Annotated in this window: 24 protein-coding genes; 9 read left to right on the forward strand and 15 right to left on the reverse strand. The window is 66.9% G+C overall.

The window, feature by feature from the left end:
* The first annotated feature begins 185 nt into the window (after positions 1 to 185).
* Genes GV832_RS10260 through GV832_RS10275 form a run of 4 tightly spaced genes read left to right on the forward strand, consistent with a single transcriptional unit; the run spans position 186 to position 4,201 of the window.
* A complete protein-coding gene (locus GV832_RS10260) occupies positions 186 to 1,775 on the forward strand; it encodes a L,D-transpeptidase family protein (protein ID WP_227754348.1) in 1,590 nt (529 codons plus the stop codon).
* 1 nt (position 1,776) lies between these two features.
* Positions 1,777 to 2,832 carry a UDP-3-O-(3-hydroxymyristoyl)glucosamine N-acyltransferase gene (locus GV832_RS10265; RefSeq protein WP_168774821.1) on the forward strand — a complete coding sequence of 352 codons (1,056 nt, stop codon included), beginning with the start codon at positions 1,777 to 1,779 and terminating at the stop codon, positions 2,830 to 2,832.
* The gene (locus GV832_RS10270) at positions 2,829 to 3,056 is read left to right on the forward strand and encodes an acyl carrier protein (RefSeq protein ID WP_168774759.1); all 228 of its coding nucleotides are present in this window, start codon (positions 2,829 to 2,831) and stop codon (positions 3,054 to 3,056) included. The genes GV832_RS10265 and GV832_RS10270 overlap by 4 nt, the downstream gene beginning before the upstream one ends.
* Positions 3,053 to 4,201, forward strand: a complete 1,149-nt coding sequence (locus tag GV832_RS10275; protein ID WP_168774760.1) for a beta-ketoacyl-[acyl-carrier-protein] synthase family protein — start codon at positions 3,053 to 3,055, stop codon at positions 4,199 to 4,201. Before GV832_RS10270 ends, GV832_RS10275 begins: the two co-directional genes overlap by 4 nt.
* Positions 4,202 to 4,219: 18 nt before the next feature.
* Here the strand turns inward: GV832_RS10275 and GV832_RS10280 are convergent, their stop codons facing one another.
* Entirely contained in the window at positions 4,220 to 4,819 is a 600-nt protein-coding gene (locus tag GV832_RS10280) for an invasion associated locus B family protein (RefSeq protein ID WP_168774761.1), read from the reverse strand.
* 590 nt (positions 4,820 to 5,409) lie between these two features.
* Here GV832_RS10280 and GV832_RS10285 point away from each other — a divergent pair.
* Together GV832_RS10285 and GV832_RS10290 are read left to right on the forward strand one after the other, a co-directional pair.
* Positions 5,410 to 6,981, forward strand: coding sequence for a helicase HerA-like domain-containing protein (locus tag GV832_RS10285; protein ID WP_168774762.1), 1,572 nt, complete (start codon positions 5,410 to 5,412; stop codon positions 6,979 to 6,981).
* 89 nt (positions 6,982 to 7,070) lie between these two features.
* Entirely contained in the window at positions 7,071 to 8,312 is a 1,242-nt protein-coding gene (locus GV832_RS10290) for a CAP domain-containing protein (RefSeq protein ID WP_168774763.1), read from the forward strand.
* Between the two features lie 81 nt (positions 8,313 to 8,393).
* Here GV832_RS10290 and GV832_RS10295 read toward each other — a convergent pair whose 3' ends face one another.
* The 4 genes from GV832_RS10295 to GV832_RS22320 are packed head-to-tail and all read right to left on the reverse strand — an operon-like array spanning position 8,394 to position 12,266.
* Entirely contained in the window at positions 8,394 to 9,698 is a 1,305-nt protein-coding gene (locus GV832_RS10295) for an HlyC/CorC family transporter (protein WP_168774764.1), read from the reverse strand.
* Position 9,699: 1 nt separating this feature from the next.
* Positions 9,700 to 10,623 carry a site-specific tyrosine recombinase XerD gene (locus GV832_RS10300; RefSeq protein ID WP_168774765.1) on the reverse strand — a complete coding sequence of 308 codons (924 nt, stop codon included), beginning with the start codon at positions 10,621 to 10,623 and terminating at the stop codon, positions 9,700 to 9,702.
* A gap of 1 nt (position 10,624) precedes the next feature.
* The gene (locus GV832_RS10305) at positions 10,625 to 12,142 is read right to left on the reverse strand and encodes a hypothetical protein (protein WP_168774766.1); all 1,518 of its coding nucleotides are present in this window, start codon (positions 12,140 to 12,142) and stop codon (positions 10,625 to 10,627) included.
* Positions 12,132 to 12,266 carry a hypothetical protein gene (locus GV832_RS22320; RefSeq protein WP_265332508.1) on the reverse strand — a complete coding sequence of 45 codons (135 nt, stop codon included), beginning with the start codon at positions 12,264 to 12,266 and terminating at the stop codon, positions 12,132 to 12,134. Before GV832_RS22320 ends, GV832_RS10305 begins: the two co-directional genes overlap by 11 nt.
* Positions 12,267 to 12,428: 162 nt before the next feature.
* Between GV832_RS22320 and GV832_RS10310 the strand changes: the two genes are divergently transcribed.
* Both GV832_RS10310 and aroB read left to right on the forward strand, forming a co-directional pair.
* The gene (locus tag GV832_RS10310) at positions 12,429 to 12,974 is read left to right on the forward strand and encodes a shikimate kinase (RefSeq protein ID WP_227754350.1); all 546 of its coding nucleotides are present in this window, start codon (positions 12,429 to 12,431) and stop codon (positions 12,972 to 12,974) included.
* The gene (gene aroB, locus GV832_RS10315) at positions 12,971 to 14,068 is read left to right on the forward strand and encodes a 3-dehydroquinate synthase (RefSeq protein WP_168774767.1); all 1,098 of its coding nucleotides are present in this window, start codon (positions 12,971 to 12,973) and stop codon (positions 14,066 to 14,068) included. Before GV832_RS10310 ends, aroB begins: the two co-directional genes overlap by 4 nt.
* A 347-nt stretch (positions 14,069 to 14,415) precedes the next feature.
* Here aroB and GV832_RS10320 read toward each other — a convergent pair whose 3' ends face one another.
* The 7 genes from GV832_RS10320 to gyrA all read right to left on the reverse strand — a co-directional run bounded on the left by GV832_RS10320 (position 14,416) and on the right by gyrA (position 22,289).
* On the reverse strand, positions 14,416 to 15,282 hold the full coding sequence (locus tag GV832_RS10320; protein WP_354001947.1) for a lysophospholipid acyltransferase family protein: 867 nt from the start codon (positions 15,280 to 15,282) through the stop codon (positions 14,416 to 14,418).
* Position 15,283: 1 nt separating this feature from the next.
* On the reverse strand, positions 15,284 to 16,135 hold the full coding sequence (locus GV832_RS10325) for a DMT family transporter (RefSeq protein ID WP_168774769.1): 852 nt from the start codon (positions 16,133 to 16,135) through the stop codon (positions 15,284 to 15,286).
* 399 nt (positions 16,136 to 16,534) lie between these two features.
* Entirely contained in the window at positions 16,535 to 17,365 is an 831-nt protein-coding gene (gluQRS, locus tag GV832_RS10330) for a tRNA glutamyl-Q(34) synthetase GluQRS (RefSeq protein ID WP_168774770.1), read from the reverse strand.
* Positions 17,356 to 18,678 carry a methylenetetrahydrofolate--tRNA-(uracil(54)-C(5))-methyltransferase (FADH(2)-oxidizing) TrmFO gene (gene trmFO / locus GV832_RS10335; protein ID WP_168774771.1) on the reverse strand — a complete coding sequence of 441 codons (1,323 nt, stop codon included), beginning with the start codon at positions 18,676 to 18,678 and terminating at the stop codon, positions 17,356 to 17,358. Before trmFO ends, gluQRS begins: the two co-directional genes overlap by 10 nt.
* A gap of 90 nt (positions 18,679 to 18,768) precedes the next feature.
* Positions 18,769 to 19,119 (reverse strand): DUF6614 family protein, encoded by a 351-nt coding sequence (locus GV832_RS10340; protein ID WP_168774772.1) that lies wholly within the window; start codon positions 19,117 to 19,119, stop codon positions 18,769 to 18,771.
* A gap of 38 nt (positions 19,120 to 19,157) precedes the next feature.
* Entirely contained in the window at positions 19,158 to 19,403 is a 246-nt protein-coding gene (locus GV832_RS10345) for a hypothetical protein (protein WP_168774773.1), read from the reverse strand.
* Between the two features lie 171 nt (positions 19,404 to 19,574).
* On the reverse strand, positions 19,575 to 22,289 hold the full coding sequence (gene gyrA / locus GV832_RS10350; protein WP_435531756.1) for a DNA gyrase subunit A: 2,715 nt from the start codon (positions 22,287 to 22,289) through the stop codon (positions 19,575 to 19,577).
* 204 nt (positions 22,290 to 22,493) lie between these two features.
* Here gyrA and GV832_RS10355 point away from each other — a divergent pair, with 204 nt between their 5' ends.
* The gene (locus tag GV832_RS10355; protein WP_168774775.1) at positions 22,494 to 22,757 is read left to right on the forward strand and encodes an usg protein; all 264 of its coding nucleotides are present in this window, start codon (positions 22,494 to 22,496) and stop codon (positions 22,755 to 22,757) included.
* Between the two features lie 346 nt (positions 22,758 to 23,103).
* Here GV832_RS10355 and GV832_RS10360 read toward each other — a convergent pair whose 3' ends face one another.
* Genes GV832_RS10360 through glmS form a run of 3 tightly spaced genes read right to left on the reverse strand, consistent with a single transcriptional unit; the run spans position 23,104 to position 26,153 of the window.
* Complete coding sequence (locus tag GV832_RS10360; RefSeq protein WP_168774776.1) at positions 23,104 to 23,811, reverse strand: DNA alkylation repair protein; 708 nt, start codon at positions 23,809 to 23,811, stop codon at positions 23,104 to 23,106.
* Positions 23,808 to 24,347, reverse strand: a complete 540-nt coding sequence (locus tag GV832_RS10365; protein ID WP_168774777.1) for a pyridoxamine 5'-phosphate oxidase family protein — start codon at positions 24,345 to 24,347, stop codon at positions 23,808 to 23,810. Before GV832_RS10365 ends, GV832_RS10360 begins: the two co-directional genes overlap by 4 nt.
* Positions 24,348 to 26,153 (reverse strand): glutamine--fructose-6-phosphate transaminase (isomerizing), encoded by a 1,806-nt coding sequence (glmS, locus tag GV832_RS10370; protein ID WP_168774778.1) that lies wholly within the window; start codon positions 26,151 to 26,153, stop codon positions 24,348 to 24,350. It lies immediately after the preceding gene.
* Position 26,154: the final 1 nt, after the last annotated feature.

Below are 26,154 nucleotides of genomic sequence, written 5' to 3' on the forward strand. Positions count from 1 at the left end.
CCCCGGGCCAAACCCGCAATTTCGCGTGAAAATCACGGCCCATTGCGCGCTTTCGGCCCTGCGGCGGTTTGCAAAGCCCGGGGAAAACGACTAGGCTTTTCTCAACTGAACAAGCGGCGGACATGGGGTTCGACCCCAGAAGATGACCCGGGAATCGGGCGGGGATTGGGACGATGAGCTTTGGAATGACCCGGCGCGGGGCCCTGCGCGCGATGACCTCGGGCCTTGCGGTCATGGCGGGTGGCCCGCTCATGGCGGCTTCCTTGCCCTCGGCCTACACGCAAGCCCTGATCGAAGACCTGGGCGAGGCGGCCGAGGCGCAGGACTTCTACCGCGCCCGCGCCCATGCCAGCCTCTGGACCGGCCCCCAGGATGCCGAGCGCCGCGCCTTGGCCCTGGCGGCCTTCGACACGGCCGCCGATCATGGCCTTCCCGTTTCGCGCTATGATGCGGCCGCCCTGCGCCGCGCCATGGCCGAGGCCCAGACCGAAGGCGATCTCGGCCGGATCGAGGCGCGGATGACCAAGGCGCTTTTGTCCTTCGTGCGCGACCTCTCCTCCGGAGCGCTCACGCCCGAGAAGATCGACGACGGCATCAAGCGCACGATCACCCGGCCCGATCCCGCCCTGGTCCTGTCGCAGGTCGAGACCGGCCTGTCCGACCTTCTGGCCAATCTCGCCCCCCAGGCGCCGGAATATGCCCGGCTCATGTCCGAGAAATTCCGCCTTGAGGCGATCATCGCCCGGGGCGGCTTCGACAGCTCGGCCCCGATCAGCGAGACCGAGCACGGCACAAGCGGCGCGCGCGCCGTCGCGCTGCGCGAAAGGCTCATCGCGCTGGGCTATCTGCAAGCCTCCTTCACCGAAAGCTATGACGCCGAAATCCAGACGGCGGTTTCGCGCTTTCAACTGGCCCATGGCATCACGCCGGATGGCGTCGTCGGCAACTCCACCGCCGAGGCGCTGAACACCCCCGCCGAGGCCCGGCTGAAGTCGGTCATCGTCGCGATGGAGCGGTTGCGCTGGATGGGCAATGCGCCCCTGGGCGCGCGCCACATCCGCGTCAACCAGCCCGAATACAAGGCCCGCGTCATCGACGACGGCGCCGTGACCTTCGAGACCCGCGTCATCATCGGCAAGGTCGGCCATGAGACCGCCAGCCCGGAGTTCTCTGAACTCATGGAGTTCATGGTGATCAACCCGACCTGGTCGGTGCCGCGCTCGATCGTGGTCAAGGAATACCTGCCGCAGTTGCAGAAGAACCCCGGGGCGCAGCGGCAGTTGCAGCTGATCGACAGCGCGGGCCGGGTCGTCGACCGATCGACCGTCGATTTCGCCGCCTATACGCCGGGCAGCTTCCCCTATGCGCTGCGCCAGCCGCCCTCGGACGGCAATGCGCTCGGCAAGGTCAAGTTCATGTTCCCCAACCAGTGGAACATCTACCTGCATGACACGCCGACCAAGCCCTTGTTCGCCAAGGAAGTGCGCGCCTTCAGCCATGGCTGCATCCGCGTGGGCTCTCCCTTCGACCTGGCCTATGTGCTTTTGGCGCGGCAGACCGATGACCCGAAGGGCCTCTTCAAGCAGCACCTGGACACCGGGCGCGAGACGACGCTGAATTTCGATCAGCCGATCCCGGTGCATCTGGTCTATTTCACCGCCTGGCCGGACGAGACGGGGCAAATGAACTGGTTCCGCGACATCTATGGCCGCGATGCGAAACTGGCCGCCGCTTTGGCAGAGGCCGGGACCGGTTTTGGCGGCACGCCCGCCTGACCTGATGTTCACCATCGAACAGATCGCGGCGGCGATGGGCGCGCCCTATGAGGGGGCGGGCGACCTTGTCATCGCGCGCGCCGCAGAGCCTCACGTGGCGGGGCCCGGCGACCTGGCCCTGGCCATGAGCCCGCGTTACGCCGAGGGTCTGACCCGGGGCCAGGCGCGGGCGGCCGTGGTCTGGCCGGGGGCGGACTGGCGCTCCATGGGGCTTGCCGCCGCCATTATCGCCCCGCGCGGGCGGCTGGCCATGGCCGGCCTGACCCGCGCGCTGGACCCCGGGCCCGCGATTGCGCCGGGCGTGCATCCGATGACCGTCATCGACCCCTCCGCCCGGATCGGAGAGGGCGCGGCCATCGGCCCCTTCGTCTCGGTGGGCCCCGGGGCGGTGATCGGCGCAAGGGCGCGCATCGCAAGCCATGTCTCGGTGGGGGCGGGCGCGGTGATCGGCGACGATGCGCTGATCCTGGAGGGCGCGCGGATCCTGCACCATGTCACCATCGGCCACCGCTTCATCTGCGGCCCCGGCACCGTGATCGGCTCGGACGGCTTTTCCTTTGTCACCCCCGAGGTCTCGGGCGTCGAAGAGATCAAGCAGACCCTGGGGATCCGGGGCGAGATCAAGAAGCAATCCTGGGAGCGCATCCATTCCCTCGGCACGGTCGAGATCGGCGACGAGGTCGAGATCGGCGCCAATTCGACGCTGGACCGCGGCACGATCCGGGCCACGCGGATCGGCAACCGCACCAAGCTGGATAACCTGGTCCACATCGCCCATAATGTCGAGGTGGGCGAGGATTGCCTTCTGTGCGGCATGGTCGGCATCGCGGGCTCGACCCGGATCGGCAACCGTGTCGTGCTGGCGGGGCAGGTGGGGGTCGTGGACAATGTCTTCGTGGGCGATGACGTGATCACCGGGGCGGGAACCAAGATCATGACCAATGCTCCGGCGGGGCGGGTGCTTCTGGGCTATCCGGCCATCCGGATGGACACCCATATCGCGCTGCAAAAGGCGCTGCGTCGCCTGGCGCGCCCCCGGACCGAGGCCAAGCCATGATCCGCGCCCGCCTGCTTGAAATCCTCGCGGCCCAGGCAAGGGTCCCGGTCGTCGACCTGGACCTGACCTTGCCGCCTGCCGCCCAAGGTCTTGATTCCGTTGCCATGGTCGAGGTGCTCTTCGCCATCGAAGAGGAATGGGACCGCCCCTTGCCCTATGACGCCGAGGCGGCTCCGGTGACCTTGGGCGATTTCCTGACGGCGGTCGAGGCGCGCCTGACGTGAGGCGCGTCGTCGTGACGGGGGCGGGGACGGTGAACCCGCTGGGCGATGTGTCAGGCACCTTCCGCGCGATGGAGGCCGGGACTTCGGCCATAGGCCCCCTGGACCTGCCCGACCTTGACCGGCTTTCGATCCGCATCGGCGCGCGGGCATCGGTGCCCGATCTTGACCTCGGCGCCTGGGCGGACCCCTTTGCCACCATGGCGGTGGCGGCGGCGCGCCAGGCCGTGGCAGGGGCCGATCTGCCGCCCGGGACCGGGGTGATCCTGGGCTCGGCGGGCGGGGGGCTGCAGACCGTCGATGCCGCCTATCGCGCGGTCTATGCCGAGCGCCGCGACCGCGTCCATCCCTTTACCGTGCCGCGCCTGATGGCCTCTGCCGCGCCCTCGCTGGTGGCGCGCGACCTGGGGCTGACGGGGCCGTCGTTTACCGTGGCCTCGGCCTGCGCCTCGGCGACCCATGCGATTGGCCTCGCCTTCCAGATGATCCGGGGCGGCGCCGATGTGATGCTGGCGGGTGGCTCCGAGGCGATGATCTGTTTCGGCGGCATCAAGGCCTGGGAGGGCTTGCGGGTCCTCTCCCCCACAGCCTGCCGCCCGTTTTCCAAGGGCCGCGACGGGATGGTGATGGGCGAGGGCGCCGCCGTCTTCCTGCTCGAGGAGCGCGCCCATGCCCTGGCACGCGGCGCGCGCATCCTTGCCGAGATCACCGGTTTCGCCATGAGCGCCGAGGCAGGCGATATCGTCGCCCCCTCGGCCCCGGCCGCCGAGGCCGTGATCCGCGCCGCTCTGGACGACGCCCGCCTGACGCCCGGCGATATCGGCCATGTCAATGCCCATGGCACCGGCACCCAGGCCAATGACCGCTGCGAGGCCGAGGCCTTGGCCCGTGTCTTCGGGCCGATCCCGGTGACGGCCACGAAATCGCTGCATGGCCACCTGATCGGGGCCAGCGGCGCGGTGGAGCTTCTGGGGGTTCTTCTCGGCCTGCAAGGCACGATCCCGGCGACGGCGGGCTTCCTGGGGCCGGACCCCGCCGCCCCGGTCGATCTTGTGACGACGGCCCGGAAGGTCTCCCCCCGGGCCGTGGTCAAGACGTCGTTTGCTTTCGGGGGCTTGAACGCGGTGCTGGTCCTGGCCCCCGGCTGAAAAGGGGCCCCCGGCTGATCACTGGCTGAGCGAGTCGAGCCCCGCCGTGAAGCCCTTGAGCGAGATGGCGATTTTCACGGTCTCTTTCGGCGCGGCGGCGGGGACGATGGTGATGATCGACTGGTTGCCGCTTTGCATCGCCTTGATTTCCTCGGCGGTGAAGCCGACCTTGGCGATGCAGCCGTTGATGTTGCAATAGCTGTAAGGGTAAAGCTTGCCCTGGGTCGCATCGACGCCCACGCGGATATTGGCGGTCAGAAGCGTCTCCAGCGGCACGACGATGGTCGCCCCCGCCACGGCCTGGCCGCCTTCGGGCAGGGTAAAGAAGCTGACTTCGGCCACCGGGTTGCCATCGGCGCCCATCAGAAGCTGGTAAAGCTGGCAGGGGTCCTTGCCCTCGGTGGCCTTGATGCAGCGCTTCTCCCAGGCTTCGGATTTCGAGGCCAGGTAAAGCTGGCCGGGCTGGGCCGTGGCGGCATCGGGCATCTCGGGGATGCCCATCGAGACTTCGGGGGCAGCGGCGGCGGCAGGGGCCGAATCAGTCGTCGTCTCCTGGCCCAGGGCCGGCAGGGCAGCCAGGGTCAAGGCAAGGGCGGTCAGGGTCAGGCGGGTCATCATGGCATCGTCCTGCGGAAGGTCATTTCGGCCCCTGTTATCACGGCAAGCCCCCGGCGTCAGGCCCATTTTTCCGTGATCGGCGGGCTTCCCTCGGACCGCTTCGCGCCCCGGGTGAGGAGGAGGGGCGAAGACTTTGACCAAAAAGGAAAAAGCAGGGGTGCAAAAGGAAAAAGGCCCGCGGCAGTGCGGGCCTTTTTCAATGTCTTTTTTGCTCCCTGTCGGACTGGCCGACTTCATGGATCGGACGTTATGTCGGCTTCTTGGCCTCGTCAACAGGCTTTGTGACAGGATGTGTCAAAATCCTCGCCGCTTCGTGAAGTTTGCGGGATTGCGTTCCGCGCGCATGGGGTTTGGCGGGAAATCCGCATGGAAATCGGTGCCCTGGCGGCACGAAACGGGGAACGGGCGGAGGGGGGCGGGGCCCTGGAAAGAAAAAAGCCGCACCCGAAGGTGCGGCAGTCTGACAGGGAGGAAGTCATCGGGCGGCAACCAGGGTCGCAGGCCCGATGACTTCGTTATGGCGGTTAATGGTTAAGGATGTATTGTCATGCAGCAGGAATTGAGAACAAAACGAGCCGGGGTGCATAAAAATGGACGGGATTTTCGCGGGCGGCGGGGGTGAGGGTTACGTTCTGCCGCAGAACCTGCTTCTGAAATACGGCAACCGGCATGGGCTGATCGCGGGGGCCACGGGCACGGGCAAGACCGTGACGCTGCAGGTCCTGGCCGAGGGCTTTTCGGCCGCGGGGGTTCCGGTCTTCATGGCCGATGTGAAGGGCGACCTTTCGGGCGTGGGCGCCCCTGGAAGCGAGACCCACAAGCTGCACGAGGCCTTCAAGAAGCGGGCCGAGACGATCAAGTATGACCTGACCTATCGGCAGTTCCCGGTCTGCTTCTGGGACATCTGGGGGGAGCTTGGCCATCCGATCCGCGCCACGGTGGGGGAGATGGGGCCTTTGCTGCTGGCCCGGATGCTGGATCTGAACGAGGTGCAGGAGGGCGTGTTGAACGTCGCCTTCCGCCTCGCCGATGAAGAGGGGCTGCCGGTCCTGGACCTGAAAGACCTTCAGGCGCTCTTGGTCTTCGTGGCCGAACATGCCGAGGAGATCTCGCGGCGGTACGGGCTGGTGGCGGGGACCTCGGTGGGCGCGATCCAGCGGCAGTTGCTGGTCCTGGAGAACCAGGGCGGCTCGGCGATCTTTGGGGAACCGGCGCTGGAGCTTTCGGACCTGATGCGGGTGGATGCCAATGGGGCGGGGGTGATCAACGTGTTGGCGGCCTCCAAGCTGATGCTGGTGCCGCAGCTTTACGCGACCTTCCTGCTGTGGCTTCTGTCGGAACTCTTCGAGACCCTGCCCGAGGTGGGCGATCCGGACCGCCCGAAGCTCGTCTTCTTCTTTGACGAGGCGCATCTTCTGTTCAACGACGCGCCGAAAGCGCTCATCGCCAAGGTCGAACAGGTGGCGCGGCTGATCCGATCGAAGGGGGTCGGGGTCTATTTCATCAGCCAGAACCCGGCTGATATCCCGGAGGTGATCCTGGGCCAGCTGGGCAACCGGGTGCAGCACGCGCTGAGGGCCTTCACGCCCAAGGATCAAAAGGACCTGGAGAAGGCGTCGGAGACCTATCGCCCGAACCCGCGATTCGATACGGCGACCGCGATACGCGACGTGGGGACGGGGGAGGCGGTGACCTCGTTCCTGGAAGACAAGGGCGTGCCGGGGATCGTGGAGCGCACCCTGATCCGCCCGCCGCAGAGCCAGTTGGGACCGATCGATGCGGGGGTGAGGGCTGCCATGGTGGCTTCCTCGCCCATGCAGGCGAAATATGCGAAGACCGTGGACCGCGAGAGCGCCTATGAGCGGCTCCAGGCCCGGGCGGCGGGAGAGGCGGCTGAGCCCGCCGCGCCGCAGCCGGAGGCCCCGTCTGCGCCGGTCTATTCTTCCGCCCGCCGGATCGGCGGCGGCGCCATCGGTGGCGGCAGCTCTTACGGGGGGGGCGGCTCTGTCGGGGCATCGAGCCCCTCAGAGCCGCGCGGCCGAGCCGCATCGCGCTCGGATTCCCTGGGGGAGGCTTTTGCGAAGAGCTTCGCGCGCCAGATCGGCACGCAGACGGGCAAGGCCATGGTGCGCGGGCTTCTGGGCGGGCTCTTCAAGCGCTGAGCCTGCGGTAGCGGGCCCATATCGATCAGCAGTCAATCGGGCGCAGACCCGTACGAAACGAGAGGCAGACAGGCATGACGCAATCGGCAGTGGAACAATATCTTCTGGAACTGATCAACCGCGCGCGGCTCGACCCTTTGGGCGAAGCGAAGCGGCAGGGGATCGATCTTAACCAGGGCCTGGCGGCGGGGACGCTGAATGGCACGGCCAAACAGGTCCTGGCGGGGAATGACGCGCTGGATGCGGCGGCGGCGCTGCATTCGGTCTGGATGCTGCAGACCGACATCTTCTCCCATACCGGGGCGGGGGGCTCTTCGCCGGGGGACCGGATCGCGGACCAGTCCTATGCCGCCTCGACCTGGGGCGAGAACATCGCCTGGAGCGGGTCCACCGGCACCGTCACGCTGGAAGGCGCCATCGCGGGCCTGCACCGGGGGCTTTTCCTCTCGGCGGGCCACCGCACCAACCTCTTGAACGGCAGTTTCCGCGAGGTGGGGCTGGGGGCCGAGACGGGGAGCTTCTTCACCCAAGGCCGCGACTGGAATGCCGCCATGCTGACCGAGGTCTTCGCCAAGGCGGGGGCGGAGGTCTTCGTCACCGGCGTGGCCTATCGCGATGCCAACCGCGACCGGTTCTATTCCCTGGGCGAGGGCCAGGGCGGTGTCACTTTCCGGTCCGGCGGGGTCGAGGCCGTGACCGAGGCCCCGGGGGGCTATGAGCTGAAGCTTGCGGCCTCGGCCACGACCCTGGTGACGGGCCAGGCGGGGACGCGGAGCTTTTCGCTGACGCTGGACACGACGGGCGGCAATGTGAAGCTCGACCTGGTCGATGGGGTGCGGCTCGAGACCTCGGGCAGCATTACCCTGGGGGCGGGGATCAACCGGGCGACGCTTTTGGGCGTGGCGGGGCTTTCGGCCACGGGGAATGCGGCGGCCAATGTCCTCTCGGGCAATGCCGGGGCCAATGCGCTGAGTGGCGGAGAGGGCAATGACACGCTGACCGGTGGCGCCGGGGCGGACAGCCTCACGGGTGGCGGCGGGGATGATCTGCTGACCGGGGGCGCGGGCAAGGATGACTACACCGGGGGGGCGGGGGCGGATACCTTCGTCCTGACCTCGGGGGTGGACCGGGTCAGCGACTTTGACCTCGGTCTCGATCATATCCAGCTGAACGATGCGCTTTGGACCGGGACGCTGACGGCGGCAGAGGTCGTATCGACCTTCGGTCGCATCGGCACGGGCGAGGTCGTGCTGGACTTCGGCGCCACCGAGATCCACCTGGCGGGGCTGACGAGCCTGGAGGGGCTGGCGGCGACGCTGATCATCGTCTGATCCCGGCGACGCGCCGCGGGCCCCGGGACCTCCTTGCTTTCAGGTCGAGGTCCCGGGTCTTCGCCCGGGACGGCGGAGCTCTTACAGTTTCCGGATGCGGATCCGGGTCAGGCGGTTCTCGCGCCGGGCCACGACCTCGAAGCGGAAGCCGTGGAAAGAGAAGGCCTGGCCCTGGATCGGGATCATCTGCGCCTCGTGGATGACGAGGCCCGCGATCGTATTGGCCTCTTCATCGGGCAGGTTCCAGTCGGTCGCCCGGTTCACGTCGCGGATCGTCATGGCGCCGTCGACCGTCACCGCGCCATCCTCGGCCCGTTTCAGCATCGAGGCGCTGTCCACCTTGTCGAATTCGTCGGTGATCTCGCCGACGATCTCTTCAAGGATATCCTCCAACGTGATCAGGCCCTGCAGCCCGCCGTATTCATCGACCACAAGGGCGAAATGGGTGCGCCGTTTCAGGAACTCGCGCATCTGTTCGTCCAGGGTCGTCGTGTCGGGGATGAAATAGGGCTTCATCGCCACCTTGACCACATCCAGCGCCGCAAGGGCCTCTTCGCGGGTCGGGTGCAGGTGGATCAGCCGGTCCACCTCGCGCAGGAGGTCCTTGGCATGGATCACGCCCAGGATGTTCTCGTCGCTGTCACGATAGAGCGGCAGGCGGGTGTGGCTGGAGGCCAGGACGCGGGTCACCAGCTCTTCGGGGGGCAGGTCGGCATCCACCATCTCGCAATTGCGGCGGTGGCGCATGATCTCGTCCACGGTGCGGTCGGCGAGGTCGAGGGCGCCGAGAAGCCGGTCGCGGTCTTCCTTCTCCACCGCGCCCTCGGAATGGCCGAGGGAGATGGCGCCTGCGATCTCGTCGCGCAGCGCCAGGATATGGCTCTCGGGGTCGGGATTCAGGCCGAAGGGCCGCAGGATGGCGCGGACCAGGGCGCGCACGGTCGAGACGATCGGCGAGAAGACCACGATCAGCACCCGGATCACCGGGGCCACGCGGACCGAGACGGCGACCGGGTTCAGGATGGCGACCGTCTTGGGCAGGACCTCGGCAAAGACCAGGACGAGGACCGTGACGATGACCGTGGCGAAGGCCACGCCCTGGGTGCCGAAGATGCCGGTCAGAAGCGCCGTGGTCAGGGCGGCGTTCAGCGTATTGGCGACGTTGTTGCCCAAAAGCAGCGCGCCGATCATCCGCTCGTTGTCCTCGGACACGCCCATGGCGGCGCGGGCCCCGCGTGAGCCCCGGTCGGCCTGGGCCTTGAGCGCCGCGCGCGAGGCGGCGGTCAGGGCGGTTTCCGAGGCCGAGAAGAAGGCCGAGATCACCAGGAGAGCCGTGACCGCCAGCGCGGTCAGAACGAGTTCCAGGTTGGCGGCAATCCAGTCCATATCAGTCCTTCTTGGCAAGCGGGTGGTGGTTCAGGACCAGCTCTTTCAGGTGGTCCTCCAGCACATGGGTGTAAATCTCGGTGGTCGAGAGATCGGCATGGCCCAAAAGTGTCTGGATCACCCGAAGGTCGGCGCCCCCCGCCAGGAGATGGGTGGCGAAGGCATGGCGGAGGACATGGGGGCTGACGCGGGCAGGGTCGATGCCGGCCTTCAGCGCCATCTCCTTGATCAGGACGAAGAACTGCTGGCGGGTCAGGTGGCCCTCTTTCCCCGACCCGGGAAAGAGAAACCGGCTGACGGGCTTGCCCTCTTTGCGGGCCAGGTCATCCTCGGCCTCGCGGTCGCGGAGCCAGAAGGTCAGGGCGATGCGGGCGGGGTCGGAGAGGGGGGCGAGCCGCTCCTTCCCGCCCTTGCCGCGCACCAGGATCATGCGGGGGTCGCCTTTCACCGCCGCGATGGGCAGGGTGACAAGCTCGGTCACCCGCATGCCGGTGGCGTAGAGAAGCTCCATCAGGGCCAAGTTGCGGCGGCGGTCGCGGGGGGCGCGGCCCACCTCTCCGGCCACGGTGATCAGCGCGGTGACCTCCTCGGGCGAGAGGGTCTTGGGCAGGTGCTGGCTGGCCCCGGGGCCGGAAAGCCTTATCGCGGGATTGTCCTTGCGCCAGCCCTCCTCGACGGCAAAGCGGAAGAACTGCTTGATCGACGAGAGCCGCCTTGCGCGGGTCGCCTTGGACAGGCCCTGCGCGTCGCAGGCGGTGAGGTAATCCTCGATCTCCTCGCGCGTGGCCTCGACCAGGTCGCTGTCGCAGTGTTCGGCAAAGGCCAGAAGGTCGCGGCCATAGGCGAGCGCCGTGTTCCGCGCCGCGTTCTTTTCAGCCGATTGCGCCGCAAGGAAGGCCGAGATCGCCTGTTGGTCGCTGGCCATCTCAGCCCCTGCGGTCAAGGAGCAGCACCTGCAAGCCCGCCCGGCGTGCGGGCTCGACCTGACCCAGGGCCACCAGGACCGAAAGCCCCTCGCTCAGCGCATGATTGTCGCCCGAGGCGCCAAGCCGGATCAGCGGCAGGGCGGTCAGAAGCGCCTCTCCGACCCGGCCCTGGTCGATCAGCGCCTGGACCTGCGGCGGAATTTCCGGCGACAGGAAGGCCCGCGACACGGCAGCGGCCGTGTCGTCGGTGGGCGTGACACCCTCCAGCTTGCCTTGCGCCAGGGCCAGGAGAAAAGCGCCCGAAGGGTCGGCCGAGGTCATGCCCTGGGTCAGCTTGGCGGCCTCGGGCGACAAAAGCAGGATGTCGCGCTGGGCGGAGGCCGCCTCTCCGGTCAGGGCCATTCCGGCCAGGTCGGGGGCATAGATCGTGGCGAAGGCCACTTCCAGCTCGGCCTGTTGCATCAGCGCCCAGGCGGGCGGCAGGCTGCGCATCACGAGGCGCGGGTCCTTGGCGGAGAGCGCCGCCTCCAAGGCCTGGACAGCGGCCGCACGGTCCCAGACCCCGCCCGAGGCCGCCGGTTTCTGCTGGGTGTAAAGCCCCAAAAGCAGGTTCGGCGCCACGACGCCAAGCCTGGAAAGCCGTTCGGCCGCGTCGAGCTGCGCCTTCCAGCCGGCCGTCTCCGACAGGTCGGCATAGGTGAAGGCCAGGGGCAGGGTCGTATCGGGCAGGGGCTCGCCGATGGCCTGGTAGATGCGGTAGACCAGGGGCGTGACGGGGTTGGGCATCAGGGGCGAGACGCCGCCCTCGTCGAGGTCGGGGTTCATGAAGCGCGCCAGGAGGGCGGCTTCTTCGGCGGTGACATTGCCAAGCGCCCGGGCGGTGTCCAAGGTCAGCTCGGCGGTGGCGAAATCCCCCGCGCGGGCGAGGCAAAAGATCCGGGTGGGCAGGGCGGGGGCGAGGCCCGGGGCGCGGGCCAGGGCCTCGCAGGCGCGGTCCTCGTCGCCGATGAGCAAAGCCACGTCGAAATAGCGCCGGAAGATCTCGGGCGAACGGTCCGCACCCGCCGTATCCAGAAGCGCCCGCGCCTGGTCCAGCGCGCCCATGGCCAGAAGCGTGTCGACTCGGGTCAGAAACAGGCTCTCGCCCTTGGGCAGGCCCAGGGGAGGATCGGCCTCGGCCAAGAGGAGGCTGATCAAGAGCCCCTGCGCCGCGGGCAGGTTCGGCCCACGGTCGGCCAGAAGCCTTTGGATATCCTCCAACCGCGCCCCGCCCCAAAGCGCCTGGGGCAGGCCCGTCACCATGGGGGCCAAGAGCCCCAGCGCATCGGTCGAGGCGGCGCCCAGGGTCTCGGTCGTAACACCCTCGGTCGCTTGCGGCGTCACCGGGGGCTCTGGGGCCAGGGGCTGGACGACCGGGGTCACCAGCGATTTCGACAGCCAGTCGATGGCCGACAAGGGCTGCTCTTGGCCCAAGGCAAGCCCTGGCCAGCAGGCCAGCAAGAGGACCTTAGTCCGCATCGAGCGTCACCGGAACCTTGATCTCACCCGTGGCGGGCGAGAGATCGGCCAGGGTTGCATAGGCCGCCAGCCCCGCAACCCCGATCAGCGCCAGCACGACCAATGCCATGATCAAACGTCCCATCTTCGCGCCCCTTTGACTGCCTCTGGCGGGGGCCGCTTCCGGGCCCCTTCGCTGTCGAATATATATGGCTTTTGTCGTAACTTCACGCCATTCAGGACACAAAGTTATGCGTCAGGGCGGCATTATCTTGCCTTGAGGCTGGGGGAAAGGGGGAACGGCGCCTTGTTGAAGAAGACGGTGGTCCTTGTGGGCATGATGGGGGCGGGCAAGACGGCCGTGGGCACGGCGCTGGCACGGGCGCTGAACGTGCCCTTCCTCGATTCGGACGAAGAGATCGTGAAGGCCGCCCACCGCTCCATCGCCGAGATTTTCGAACGCGACGGCGAGCCGTTTTTCCGCGCCCGCGAGACCGAGGTGCTGAACCGGCTGTTGCATGGCGCGCCATGCGTGCTGTCCACCGGGGGCGGGGCCTTCCTGTCGGAGGTCAACCGTGCCCTGATCCACGAGGCCGGGGTCTCGGTCTGGCTGCGCGCCGACCTGGAGCTTCTTTGGCAGCGGGTGCGCCACAAGACGACGCGGCCCCTGTTGCGCACCCCCAACCCGCGCGAGACCCTGCGCGGGCTTTACGAGGCGCGGCTGCCCGCCTATGGGCTGGCCGATCTCGCCGTCGATGCCTCGCCGGAATACTCGGTCGAGGATATGGCGGGGCGGGTGGCCCAGGCGCTGGCCACGCGGCCCGATGTCTATGAGCTTTTGGAGACGGAATGAACGAAGTCCATGTGAACCTTGGGGCGCGGTCCTATGATGTGCGGATCGGGCCGGGGCTTCTGGCGCGCGCGGGGGCGGAAATCGCGCCCTTCCTGCGGCGCAAGAAGGTGGCCATCGTCACGGATGAGACGGTCGCGGGGCTGCATCTTGCGACCTTGCAGTCCGCTTTGGACGCCGAGGGCATCACCCATTCCGCCCTGCGGCTTCCGGCCGGAGAGGCGACCAAGTCCTGGCCGCATTTCGCGACCTGCGTCGATTGGCTCTTGGAGAGCAAGATCGAGCGGCGCGATATCGTCGTGGCGCTCGGCGGCGGGGTGATCGGTGACCTCGTAGGCTTTGCCTCGGCGGTCTTGCGGCGCGGGGTGCGCTTCGTGCAGCTGCCCACCAGCCTCTTGTCGCAGGTGGACAGCTCGGTGGGCGGCAAGACCGGGATCAACTCGGTCCATGGCAAGAACCTGGTGGGGGCCTTTCACCAGCCGACCCTGGTGCTGGCCGATACGGGGATCCTGGACACCTTGCCCGACCGCGACCTTCTGGCGGGCTATGGCGAGGTGGTGAAATACGGGCTTTTGGGCGATGCGGGCTTTTACGACTGGCTCGAGGTCAATGCGCCGCGCCTGCGCCATGACCCTGCGGCGCGGCTCCATGCCGTGACGCGGTCGGTGCAGATGAAGGCCGAGATCGTCGAGCGCGACGAGACCGAAGAGGGCGACCGCGCTCTGTTGAACCTTGGCCATACCTTCTGTCACGCGCTGGAGAAGGCCACGGGCTATTCCGACCGCCTGCTGCATGGCGAAGGCGTGGCGATCGGCTGCGCCCTGGCCTTCGAGCTTTCCCAGCGGCTGGGGTTGTGCAGCCAAGAGGCGCCCTCCCGCGTCAGGGCCCATCTGAAGGCGATGGGGATGAAATGCGACCTGCGCGACATCCCGGGGGACCTGCCGGGGGCGGAGGAGCTTCTGCACCTGATGGGCCAGGACAAGAAGGTCATCGACGGCAAGCTGCGCTTCATCCTCGCACGCGGCATCGGCCAGGCCTTTGTCGCCGAGGACGTGCCGCCCGATGTGGTGGTGCAGCTTCTGCGGGATCACCTCTAGGCGCCGCCGCCGCCCTCTCCCCGCCGCGCCCCGGGCTTGAGCCCCTGGGCCCCGCCCTCCGACTCGCCACGGCAAGGCAGTCTACAGGTCTGGCCGAGGCCATCGCCTCGGCCACAGGCTGAGGGTTCCGGTGGAGCCGCCGGGGGCCGAAGCCCCCGGCCAGCGCCCGTCCCGCCCATGGCGGGCGCTTCTCGCCCGCCGGGCCGGGCGCTGGCCTTTGGCAGCCTGAGCGGAAAGGGTCCGGTGGAAAGCCGGCGTCACGGGCGGGGAAAAGCGGGGCTTTTCCTGATCCGCCCGATCCAGCCTTGGTCGCTTTCCGGGGTAGGGGGCGTGTTCACACGCACCGCTCACCGCCAGCGGCGATGCGCCCAGAGCCATTGTTCGGGATGGGCGCGCACCATGGCGGCCAGGCTGTCATTCACCGCCTGGGTCATGGTCACCGGGTCGCTGTGCGGGATGGGCTCTTCGACCACCAGCTCGAAACTTACACCGTCAGGTTGGCGGATGCCATAGACCGGCACCAAGAGAAGGTCGTATTTCAACGCCATCGAGGCCATCGCGGTCGAGGTCTTGGCGGGCCGCCCGAGGAAGTCCAGCTTCTCGCCCAGGTGGTAATACTGGTCGATCAGAACCCCCAGCATGCCGCCCTTCTTCAGATGGGTGACCAGCCCCGCCAGCTCCCGCCTCTCGCGCCCGAAGAGCGGCTCGGATATCGCGCGAATGGTGGCCGAGAAATGCCGGTCGAACTCGGCATTGGACTGCGGGCGATAAAGCGCCGCCACCGGATGGCCGCGCCCATCCAGCATGGCCCGCGCAATGTCATGATTGCCGAAATGGCCCGAGATCAGGATGACGCCTTGCCCCCGCGCCTGGGCCTCAAGCACTGCTTCAAGGTTGCCGCGCACCGGGCTCGCCGCTGCCCGGGCCTTGAACTCGGCCGGAGAGTAAAGCTCGGCCAGCGTCCGGCCAAGGTTGTCGCAAACCCCCTGCGTGATGTGCTTGACCTCGGTCGGGGGCAGGTCGGGCCAGATCAGCGCCAGGTTCTTGGCGATCCGCCGGTCATAGCCGGCAAGCGGCCCCACGATCCGCCGCAGGATCCAGCCCCCAAGGCCCACGCGCCGCCCATAGGGCAGGGCCCGCAACAGGCCGATGACCGCGCGGGCAAAGACATCCTGCCCGCGTAAGGTCCATCTTTGCCGCCACGTTTCGCTCACCTCAGGCCCCTTGTTCCCTGCGCCAGACATAAATCCCGGCACAGGCGATCACAAGCGCTCCGCCAAGAGTGTAAAGGTCCGGCCATTGGTCAAAGACCGTGACCGACCAGAAGATGGCGAAAACCATGTCCAGGTAGCCAAAGGGCGCCAGGACCGAGGCCTGGGTCAGGGAATAGGCCCGGATCATCAAGAGCTGCGCCGTGGCCCCCAGAAGCCCCACGGCAGCAAAGAGCCCGACATCCTGCGCCGTCATCTCCCGCCAGCCAAAGGGCAAGAGCGCCGTGGTGACGATGGTCCCGAAGAGCGCCGAGTAGAACATCGCGGCCCAGGGGCTCTCACGGCTTCCGACGGCTCGGGTCAGAAGCATGTTGGCCGCATAGGAAAAGGCGCAGATGATCGGCAGGACGGCGGCAGCGGTAAAGACCCCCATGCCGGGGCGCAGGACGATCAGCGCCCCCAGCATGGCCACCCCAAGGCCCAGGACGCGGGCGCGTGTCAGCGTCTCGCCCAGGAAGAGGGCGGCGCCCACGGTGATCAGGACCGGGTTGATATTGGCGAGCGCCGTGGCCTCGGCCAGGCCGATGTGGTTGAGCGAGTAGAAGAAGAAGCCCGTCGCGCCAAGCTGGGTCAGAGAGCGCGCCACGTGCAGGCCGGGCAGCCTGGTCTTGACCGCCTCGGGCAGGCGGCGGTTCAGGTAGAGGAGAACGAAGACCAACTGGCCGATGTTCCTAGCCCAGACGACCTGGGCCGTCGGATAGATCGCCACCAGGTGCTTGGCGATGGCATCCATCGCGGTGAAGGCAAAGATCGCCATGGCCAGGAAGGCGATGCCCTTTTGCGTCGTCTTGTCCATGGATGCCCCCCTGCGCGCGCCCCCGTTTGCGCCCCCGATTGCGCGCCGCGACCCTAGGGGGCGGCGGGGGCAGGGGCAAGGCGATTTGATCAAAGCCCGGGGTTTGACGGAAGGGGCGAGGTCCAGGGGCCGCAGCCCGGGGCGCCGGGGCTCGGGTTGGTCTGCGTGGCCTGGGGGATACACCGGGTCTGGCCTCATACCTGACCCACAATCTGGCGGATGTCTTGTGGCGCCGTTTCCGTCAAGGCGTCGAGGTCCCGGGTCAAAGCCCGGGACGGCAGGGCGCCGGGGGCTTGGTTCGCTCTGCCCAGCCCAGGGGCACGGGGCGGTGCCGCGCCGCCCTTTCCGTTTCCGGGGGCTCCGGTCGGCCTGCGTAGCCCGGGGTATACCCCGGGTCTCTCACCCCAAACCCACCATGCGGCGGATATCGGCAGGCGTCGCCCCTTCGGCGCGATAGGTCATCAGCGCCCGCGCGTCGTCGCGCTTGGCCAGCCTGCGGCCCTCGTCGTCGCGGATCAGGGCATGATGGTGCCAGATGGGCGAAGAAAGCCCCATAAGCCGTTGCAGCAGAACGTGAATCTGCGTGGCCTCGAAAAGATCCTCGCCCCGCGTCACATGGGTCACGCCCTGGAAGGCGTCATCCACCACGACCGAAAGATGATAGGATGTCCCCATGTCGCGCCGCGCCAGGACCACGTCGCCCACCTCGGACAGCATCTGAAGCGGGTCGATCCGGTGCAGGCCCGGGCGCGTGCCGGTCTCGGTGAACTCCAGATGCGGCGCGCGGTTCACGGCCCGCGTCAGGTCCAGCCGCAGCGCCCCCGAGGTCACGGGCTTGCCCCGGCAGGTGCCGGGATAGACCAGGCCATCGGGCCCCTCCGAGGGCAGGATGCCGCCCTGCGGAGCCGAGAGCGCGGCCTTGATGTCGCCGCGCGTGCAGGTGCAGCCGTAAAGCAGGCCCATTGCCTCCAGCCGGTCCAGCGCCGCCTGGTAGGCGGGCAGGCGGGTGGACTGGTAGAGAAGCCCGTCCCAGGTGAGCCCCAGCCAGGCCAGGTCGTCCAGGCAGGCCTGGTCCCAGCCCCCGCGCGACCTTTGCCGGTCGATATCCTCCATCCGCAGCAGAAACCGCCCCCCCGCCGCCCGCGCCATGTCATGCGCCACGATGGCCGCATAAGCATGGCCCAGGTGCAGGGGCCCGGTTGGAGAGGGCGCAAACCGCGTCACAACCAAGCGGCGAAGGCCTCCTTCGCCCGGTCGGTATAGGCCTTGTAGCGGTCATGCCGCCCCTTGCGGCCGCCCCGCGCCTCGATGGGCGGGAAGAGCCCGAAGTTGACGTTCATCGGCTGGAAGGTCTTGGCCTCGGCATCGCCGGTGATATGGGCGATGAGCGCGCCCATCGCCGTCTCACGCGGGGGCGGGGGCAGCTCGCGGCCGAGGAGTTCCGCCGCCGCCATCCGCCCCGCCACCAGCCCCATGGCCGCGCTTTCGACATAGCCCTCGACCCCGGTGATTTGCCCCGCAAAGCGGATATTCGGGCGCGACTTCAGCCGCATCTGGTGATCGAGAAGCGTGGGGGAGTTGATGAAGGTGTTCCGGTGGATGCCGCCCAGCCTTGCAAACGAGGCCTCATGCAGCCCGGGAATCATTTTCAGAACAGTGGTTTGCGCGCCATACTTCATCTTGGTCTGAAAGCCCACGATGTTGTAAAGCGTGCCGAGCTTGTTGTCACGGCGCAGCTGGACCACGGCATAGGGCTTCTTGTCAGAATGGGGGTTCGTCAGGCCCACGGGTTTCATCGGGCCAAAGCGCAGGGTCTCGCGGCCGCGTTCGGCCATGACCTCGATGGGCAGGCAGCCGTCGAAATAGCCCGCCGTTTCGCCCTCGTGGAACTCGGTCTTTTCCGCCGCCAGAAGCGCGTCGATGAAGGCGTTGTACTCATCGCGGTCCATCGGGCAGTTCATATAGGCGGTCTGTTCCTCGATGGTCTCGCCCTTGTCGTAGCGGCTTTGCATCCAGGCCACCGACATATCCACGCTTTCGGCATAGACGATGGGGGCGATGGCGTCGAAAAACGCCAGGGACTCCGCCCCCGTGGCCGCGCGGATGCTCTCGGCCAGGGCGCCCGAGGTCAGGGGCCCCGTCGCCACGATCCAATGGCCCTCGGTGGGCAGTTCCGTGACCTCCTCATAGCTGACCGAAACGAGGGGATGGGATTTCAGCTTCGCCGTCACATAGGCGGCAAAGGGGTCGCGGTCGACGGCGAGCGCCCCGCCCGCAGGCAGGCGATGCGCGGTCGCGGCCTCCAGGATCAGGCCCTGCGCCGCCCGCATCTCCCAATGCAGAAGGCCGACCGCGTTCTGCTCATGGTCATCCGACCGGAAGGAGTTCGAGCAGACCATTTCGGCGAAATCGCCGGTCCGATGCGCGAAAGTGCCCTTCTTGGGCCGCATCTCGTGGATGACGACGGGGACGCCCAGTTGCACGGCCTGCCAGGCGGCCTCGGAGCCCGCCATGCCGCCGCCGATGATATGTATAGGTTCCATGGGGCGGATGTAGCCGCCCGCCCCCTTCAGATCAAGCGGCCCCTTCGGATCAAGCCCCTCTCGGCGCGGTTCCTCATCCGGTCCCCTGACCTAGATCAAGGCGATGCGTTCCCTTTGCGTCGGGTCGGGATAGGGACGGTAAAGCCCCACCTCGCTATGGGCGATCATGCCATGGAGCTGGTCATAGCGCCGCGTCGCCTCCTCATCGGCCTGGGCCAGGGCCGCAAAGGCCGTGTCCAGCGTGGCAAGCGCAGGCAATTCGATCTCCAGGAGGAAATCGGTATGCTGGCCCGAAGCCAGGCCAAACTTGCGCCGCAAGAGCCGCCAGCCCGAGATCAGTCCCTGGGCCTGAAGATGCCCCATCCATTGCGTGCAGGCCTGGGCAAAGGCCAGGGGCCGCGCCTCGGGGCGGAGTTCGATCATGCAGTGATACAGGTTCATGGGCAGCCTCCCTTGGGCGCCATGATCGCAGCCAAGCGTTACCCGGCTCTTAACCGCCGCCGCTGCTCCGCCACGAAAGCGACAGGGTCGGACACATCCATCCCAAGCGCCTCAGCCTTCAGGAAAAACCCCGGTGCGGGCAGGCCGGGCGTCAGCCGCCCGCAAACCAGCGCCGCCCGCAAGGGCCGCCCCTGGCCCGCATCCGCCTCCATCAGCGCCTCCAGCGCCGTGGTCAGCTCTGCCATCCGCAGGCCCAAGACCTTGGCCAGGGCGCCGTAAGTCACCGTCTCGCCACGCTGGCCCAGGGTCGCAAGATGTTCGGTCAGTCCGGACAGGATCTTGCCCCTTTCATCTTTTCACAAATATCCCACGGGAGGGTCCGGGAGGGTGTGAAACCCTCCCGGGTCATCCGCGAAAGACCGGGCAGGCTGTAAAACCCGCCCCGCCCTTGCCGCTTACGCCTCGCTCTCGACGATCCGCGCGACCGAAACCACCTGCTCTTCGCCGCCGGTGTTCAGCACCTTGACCCCACCCGCGCCCCTCGACCGGAAGGAGATCTGATCGACCGGCACCCGGATCGACTGACCACTGGAGGTCGCCAGCATGATCTGATCGCCGAGCTCGACCTTGAAGGAGGCGATCAGCTTGCCGCCCCGCATGGCCGAATCCATCGCCTTGACCCCCATGCCGCCACGCCCGCGCACCGGGTAATCATGGCTCGACGAAAGCTTGCCCGAGCCGCTTTCGGTGATCGTCAGGATCAGATCCTCGGCCGCCGACATTTCGGCATAGCGCTCCGGGGTCAGCTGGCCTTCGGCGCCCGTGGTCTCTTCGGCCTCCTCATCGGCCTCGGCCTCCTCGGTGACGCCCGCCATGAGGCGGCGCTGCTTGAGATAGGCCTCGCGCTCGGCCGGATCGGCCTCGAAATGGCGGATGACGGACATGGAGACCACCAAGTCCCCCTCGGCCAGCCGGATGCCACGCACCCCCGTCGAGCCCCGCGACTTGAAGACGCGGATTTCGGTGGTCGAGAAGCGGATCGCCCGGCCCAAGGCGGTGACCAGCATCACGTCGTCATTGTCCGAGCAGATGGCGGCATTGACCAGGGTCACGCCCTCGGGCAGGTTCATCGCGATCTTGCCGTTGCGCTTGACGTTGGTGAAGTCCGAAAGGTCGTTCTGCCGCACATCGCCGTCCGAGGTCGCAAAGACGATCTGCAACTCGTCCCAATGATCTTCCGGCGCATCGACGGGCATGAGCGCCGCGATGGAAATGCCGGTGGTGATCGGCAGGATATTGACCATGGCCTTGCCGCGGGCATTGCGGCCCGCCAAGGGCAGGCGCCAGGTCTTCAGCTTGTAGACCATGCCGTCGGTGGTGAAGAACAACAGGGGCGTATGGGTATTGGCCACGAAAAGCGTGGTCACCACATCGTCTTCCTTGGTGTCCATGGCAGCGAGCCCCTTGCCGCCACGATTCTGTTGGCGGAACTCGGCCAGGGGGGTGCGCTTGATATAGCCTCCGCTCGTGATGGTGACGACCATATCCTCACGCTCGATCAGGTCCTCGTCCTCCATGTCACCGGCCCAATCGGTGATCTCGGTGCGGCGGGGGACGGCGAAATTGGTCTTCACCTCGGAGAGCTCGTCGGAGATGATGCCCATGATCCTCTCGCGGGAACCGAGGATTTCCAGGTAATCCTTGATCTTGGCGGCGAGCTCTTCCAGCTCGTCGGTGACCTCTTTGACGCCCAGGGCCGTCAGGCGCTGCAGACGCAGCTCCAGGATGGCGCGGGCCTGGGTTTCGGAGAGGTTATAGGTCCCGTCCTCGTTCATCTTGTGGCTGGGGTCGTCGATCAAGCGGATATAATCCGCGATGTCGGCAGCGGGCCAGCGGCGGGTCATCAGCTTCTCGCGCGCCTCTCCAGCGTCAGCCGAGGCGCGGATCGTGCGGACGATCTCGTCGACGTTAGAGACCGCCACGGCCAGACCGCAGAGGATATGGCTGCGCTCGCGCGCCTTGCGCAGTTCAAAGGCCGTGCGCCGCGCCACCACTTCTTCGCGGAAGGTGATGAAATGGGTGAGGAAATCGCGAAGGGAAAGGGTCTCCGGACGGCCGCCATTCAAGGCCAGCATGTTGCAGGCGAAAGAGACCTGCATCGGCGTGAAACGGAAAAGCTGATTGAGGACCACATCCGGCGTGGCATCGCGCTTCAGCTCCACCACAACCCGCACGCCCACGCGGTCGGATTCATCCGCCACCGAGGAGACGCCTTCGATCTTCTTCTCCCGCACCATTTCGGCGATCTTTTCGATCATCGAGGCCTTGTTGACCTGGTAGGGGATCTCGTCGACGACGATGGCGAAGCGGTCCTTGCGCAGCTCTTCGACATGGGTCTTGGCGCGGATGATGACGCTGCCACGGCCCTCAAGGTAAGCCTTGCGCGCCCCGGAACGGCCGAGGATCAGGCCCCCGGTGGGGAAGTCGGGGGCCGGGATGATCTCCATCAGCCGTTCCATCGACAGGTCAGGATCGGCGATGAGCGCGAGCGTCCCGTCGATGACCTCGCCCAGGTTATGCGGCGGAATGCGGGTCGCCATGCCGACCGCGATGCCCTCGGTGCCGTTGACCAGCATATTGGGGAAGCGGGCGGGCAGGACGGTGGGTTCCCGGTCCTTGCCGTCGTAATTGTCCTGGAAATCGACGGTGTCCTTGTCGATATCGGCCAGGAGGAAGGCGGCAGGCTTGTCCATCCGCACTTCGGTATAGCGCATGGCCGCCGCCATATCGCCATCCATCGAGCCGAAATTGCCCTGACCGTCCAAGAGCTTGAGGCTCATCGAGAAGGGCTGCGCCATCCGCACCAGCGCATCGTAAATCGCCGAGTCGCCATGGGGGTGGTATTTCCCCATCGTGTCGCCCACCGGGCGGGCGGACTTGCGATAGGCCTTGTCGTGGGTGTTCCCCGATTCCTGCATCGCAAACAAAATGCGCCGATGCACGGGTTTCAGCCCGTCGCGCAGATCGGGGATCGCGCGGGAGACGATGACCGACATCGCATAGTCAAGATAGGCCGACCGCATCTCGGTCGAGATGTCAATCTGCGGCCCCTTATGCGGGTTGATCGGGGATTCATCCGTGTTTTCAGGGACTTCGGGCGTATCGGTCAAGGGGTCTGCCTTTGCGGAGGACTGGGCCATATCTGGTTGGGGGGCACTTTACCCCATACCACAGATAGGGTGCAAGGCAGGGTTTCAGGGCATTTGGCAGCAGCCGTAGTTGAGTGACAACATACTGTTTTCATTGATTTTTTATTTGTCCGTGGAATCATGGTGACACAGGTCTTTTGGGGCGCCGGAACAGGAGGTTCAAGGATGCGCGAGACGGAGTTGATGCTGAAGGGCTATGGGCTCACCACGGCAGAGCTGTTTTACCACATGCCCGACCATCCCCATGTGCTGAACAGCTTCACCTGGCAGGAGTATGACCTGGCGCCCGACTATCCCAAGCTCTTCGGTTTCATCGAATTCTGGCAGCGCGAGATCGAAGGTCCGCTGCACTCCATCCGCTTCTGCCACCGCAAGCTGATCGGCCCGGCCGAATGGCGCAATGTCGTGGCCGAGTTCCGCCTGCACTAAGCGCGGTCCGGGAGGTTTTGCAGGCATGAAATGCCAGCGAAACCTCCCGGAGGAAGCCGGGGGGCTCATGCCACTTGTTTCTTGAACCAGTGGCGAAACAAGTGGCAAACCCCCCGGACCCCCCGCTTCAAGGGGAGCACGCTCCCCTTGAAAATCCCCGTGGATATTTGCGCCAAGTTGAAAGAGGAGACATGCCGCTTTCATACTTGCTCAAATACTCCCCTAAGCGATCAGTTGTCCTTTGCCTTCAAGTTGGCCCAAATACTCATGGCAACCGCCTCACCCCTCCCGCCTTTTCACATTGGCGCAAATACTCACGGGGTTTCTTAAGGGGGCCGTGGCCCCCTTAAGGCGGGGGTGCGGGGGCGGCAGCCCCCGCTTCCAGGTGCTTGGCCGCCTCGCGCTGCGCCCAGGGTTTCAACCCCTGGCCGGGACCCTCCAGGAAGGCCCGCGTCCGGGCGGCATCGTGTTTGGAGAGGTCGCGCAGCCACCAGGCGACGGCCTTCTGGATGAACCAGTCGGGGTCGCTGACATAGGTCGCGGCCCAGCCCAGCACCCGGTCGCGGATCGCGAGGTCCGCCTCCTTGGGGAAGTTCTGCTTGGTCCAGGGCAGGGTGATCACCAGGGCCGCGCGGCGCGTCCACATATGCTCGGACGTCGTCCAGGTCTCGACCTCGTCGATCCGGGAGGGATCGGCCACCAGGCGGCGTTCCCCGGCGTCGCAGGCGTGGTCGGCCAAGGCCCAGCCGTCGAACTGCGGCACCCAGGAGGCGATCAGGCGCCAGACTTGCTCGTCCTCCTTGATCCGCGCCTGGGTCAGGAGTTTCGCCGCCGCCACCCGTGCCTCGTGGATGTTGCTGTCCCAGAGGCCTGCGGCCAGGGCGACCCGGGCCTCGGTGCTCAGCCCCTCGCGCCAGGTCTGCGCCAGTTCGGTGATCTGCGGCACGGTCACGCCGAAACAGGTGCGCGCGGTTTTGTGGTAGGCCGCCATCTCGGCGGCTTTCTCGGGGTTGGAGAGAGCGTGCAGCTGGGCCAAAGCGTCGGAGGGGGTCACAGGTTGGCCTCGATTCCGGTCGGCAGCCCGTCGATCGACTGGCGGTTGCGGGTGTCCCAATAGGTGCGCAGGCCCTCGGGGCCCTTGCCCTCGGCCCAGCTGCGCAGGACGGGGCGCTCTTGCGCACCCTCGAAGGTCGGCACGGCATAGCCGCAAGAGGTCTGCACGAGGGAGACCTCCATGTCGAAGATCTGCCTTGCGCCGGGGGTCTCGGGGAAATGCTGCGCCAGGGCCCAGTCGTCGCGGTGGAGCGTCTTCGCCGTCCCATAGGCGCGCAGGATCAGCGGGCGCGTCCCGAAGCTGCACCACATCACCGTCATGCGGGGATCAAGGGCCAGGTGGGCCGCCGTCTCGTTGCCCGAGCCCGTCAGGTTCAGCCAGATCAGCCGGTTGGGGCCAAGGATGCGCAGGCTATCCATCCCCTTGGGCGAGAGGTTGTGATGCGCCCCGGGCGCCGAGGTGGCGACGAAGAAGATATGCTGTTCGGCCACGAAGGCGCGGTGGTCCTCGGTGAAGGCGTCGAATTGCTTGGCCATTCATTCCACCGTCACGGATTTCGCGAGGTTGCGCGGCTGGTCCACATCGGTCCCCTTGGCTACGGCGGTGTGATAGGCCAGAAGCTGGGCGGGCAGGGCGTAGAGGATCGGCGCGAAGGGGCCGGGGCAATCGGGCAGGGTCAGCGTGGCCCACGTGCCTTTGCCCGCCTCATGCACGCCCTTCGCGTCCGAGATCAGCAGCACCTTGCCATGCCGCGCCATGACCTCTTGCATGTTCGAGACCGTCTTGTCGAAGAGCCCATCCCTGGGCGCCAGGACGATGACCGGAACCTCGGGGGCGATCAGCGCGATGGGGCCGTGCTTCAGCTCTCCCGACGCATAGCCTTCGGCGTGGATATAGCTGATTTCCTTCAGCTTCAGCGCGCCCTCCAGGGCCAGGGGGAACATGGCGCCACGGCCGAGGAAGAGCACATCCTGCGCGCGGGAGAGCTCTTCGGCCACTTCCGCGATGCGGGGCCCCAAAGAGAGCGTGTGGTTCATCAGCCCCGGCAGGGCCTGCAACTCGGCCAGGCGCTGCGCCAAGGCCTCGGGCGAGATGCGGCCCCGGTCGACGCCTGCCTTCAGCGCCAGCAAAGCCAGGGTCAGAAGCTGCGCGGTGAAGGCCTTGGTGGAGGCCACGCCGACCTCCACCCCCGCGCGGATCGGCAGGACCACATCGGCCTCGCGGGCAATCGACGACGTCGGGACATTGACCACGGCCAGGACCTTGGCGACCTTCTCTTTCGCATAGCGGAGCGCGGCGAGGGTGTCGGCGGTCTCGCCCGACTGGCTGACGAAGATGGCGAAGGATTTCTCGGACAGGACCGGATCGCGGTAGCGGAATTCGCTGGCGATATCGACCTCGGCGGCGAGGCCCGCGAGGCTCTCGAACCAGTATTTCGCCACATGGCCGGCGTAAGAGGCCGTGCCGCAGGCGACCAGGACCACGCGGTCCACGCCGGTGAAGTCCACATCGGGTAGGGTGGGTGCCAACCCACCGCTGCGCAGGGCCTCGGCCAGGACGACGGGCTGTTCGGCGATCTCTTTCGCCATGAAATGCCGATAGCCCGCCTTTTCGATCCTTGTCTGATCAAGCGCGATCCGCTGCTCGGCCCGGTTGGCCAGCCGCCCGGCCTCGTCATGGATCACCGCGCCTGCGCGGGTGATCACGGCCCAATCGCCCTCTTCCAGATAGGTGATGCGGTCGGTCATGGGCGCGAGCGCGATGGCGTCCGAGCCCAGGTACATCTCTCCATCCCCATGCCCGATGGCGAGCGGCGAGCCCTTGCGGGCGGCGATCATCAGGTCATCCTCGCCGTCGAAGAGGAAGGCCAGCGCAAAGGCGCCGTGGAGCCGGGGCAGGGTCTTGCGCACGGCCTCGACGGGGGAAAGGCCCTGGTCGAGGTAGTGGCGGGTCAGGAGGGCGACCATCTCGGTGTCGGTCTGGGATTCCGGGACAAGGCCAGCCGCCGCCAGCTCCTCCCGCAGTTCGCGGAAGTTCTCGATGATGCCGTTATGGACCACCGCCACGCCGCCCGAGCGGTGGGGATGGGCGTTGACCGTCGTCGCAGCCCCATGCGTGGCCCAGCGGGTATGGCCGATGCCGGATTTGCCAGCGAGGGGGTTATGGACCAGCTCGTCCGAGAGGTTCACGAGCTTGCCCACCGCCCGGCGGCGGTCGAGGACCCCCGCATTGACCGTGGCGATGCCCGCGCTGTCATAACCGCGATATTCCAGACGCTTCAGCGCCTCGACCAGGAGGGGGGCGACTTCATGGCTGCCCAATACGCCCACGATACCGCACATC

This window comes from Stagnihabitans tardus (assembly GCF_009925085.1).
GTDB lineage: Bacteria > Pseudomonadota > Alphaproteobacteria > Rhodobacterales > Rhodobacteraceae > Stagnihabitans > Stagnihabitans tardus.

Excerpts from the sequence above, each read along its gene's own strand:
- GV832_RS10295 (WP_168774764.1), bottom strand. The coding sequence starts at position 9,698 with ATGGACTGGATTGCCGCCAACCTGGAACTCGTTCTGACCGCGCTGGCG.
- GV832_RS10260 (WP_227754348.1), top strand. The coding sequence starts at position 186 with ATGACCCGGCGCGGGGCCCTGCGCGCGATGACCTCGGGCCTTGCGGTC.
- GV832_RS10300 (WP_168774765.1), bottom strand. The coding sequence starts at position 10,623 with ATGGCCAGCGACCAACAGGCGATCTCGGCCTTCCTTGCGGCGCAATCG.
- GV832_RS10270 (WP_168774759.1), top strand. The coding sequence starts at position 2,829 with ATGATCCGCGCCCGCCTGCTTGAAATCCTCGCGGCCCAGGCAAGGGTC.
- GV832_RS10325 (WP_168774769.1), bottom strand. The coding sequence starts at position 16,135 with ATGGACAAGACGACGCAAAAGGGCATCGCCTTCCTGGCCATGGCGATC.
- trmFO (WP_168774771.1), bottom strand. The coding sequence starts at position 18,678 with ATGGAACCTATACATATCATCGGCGGCGGCATGGCGGGCTCCGAGGCC.
- GV832_RS10365 (WP_168774777.1), bottom strand. The coding sequence starts at position 24,347 with ATGGCCAAGCAATTCGACGCCTTCACCGAGGACCACCGCGCCTTCGTG.
- GV832_RS10355 (WP_168774775.1), top strand. The coding sequence starts at position 22,494 with ATGCGCGAGACGGAGTTGATGCTGAAGGGCTATGGGCTCACCACGGCA.
- aroB (WP_168774767.1), top strand. The coding sequence starts at position 12,971 with ATGAACGAAGTCCATGTGAACCTTGGGGCGCGGTCCTATGATGTGCGG.
- GV832_RS10280 (WP_168774761.1), bottom strand. The coding sequence starts at position 4,819 with ATGATGACCCGCCTGACCCTGACCGCCCTTGCCTTGACCCTGGCTGCC.
- glmS (WP_168774778.1), bottom strand. The coding sequence starts at position 26,153 with ATGTGCGGTATCGTGGGCGTATTGGGCAGCCATGAAGTCGCCCCCCTC.
- GV832_RS10305 (WP_168774766.1), bottom strand. The coding sequence starts at position 12,142 with ATGCGGACTAAGGTCCTCTTGCTGGCCTGCTGGCCAGGGCTTGCCTTG.
- GV832_RS22320 (WP_265332508.1), bottom strand. The coding sequence starts at position 12,266 with ATGGGACGTTTGATCATGGCATTGGTCGTGCTGGCGCTGATCGGGGTT.
- GV832_RS10340 (WP_168774772.1), bottom strand. The coding sequence starts at position 19,119 with ATGAACCTGTATCACTGCATGATCGAACTCCGCCCCGAGGCGCGGCCC.
- GV832_RS10285 (WP_168774762.1), top strand. The coding sequence starts at position 5,410 with ATGGACGGGATTTTCGCGGGCGGCGGGGGTGAGGGTTACGTTCTGCCG.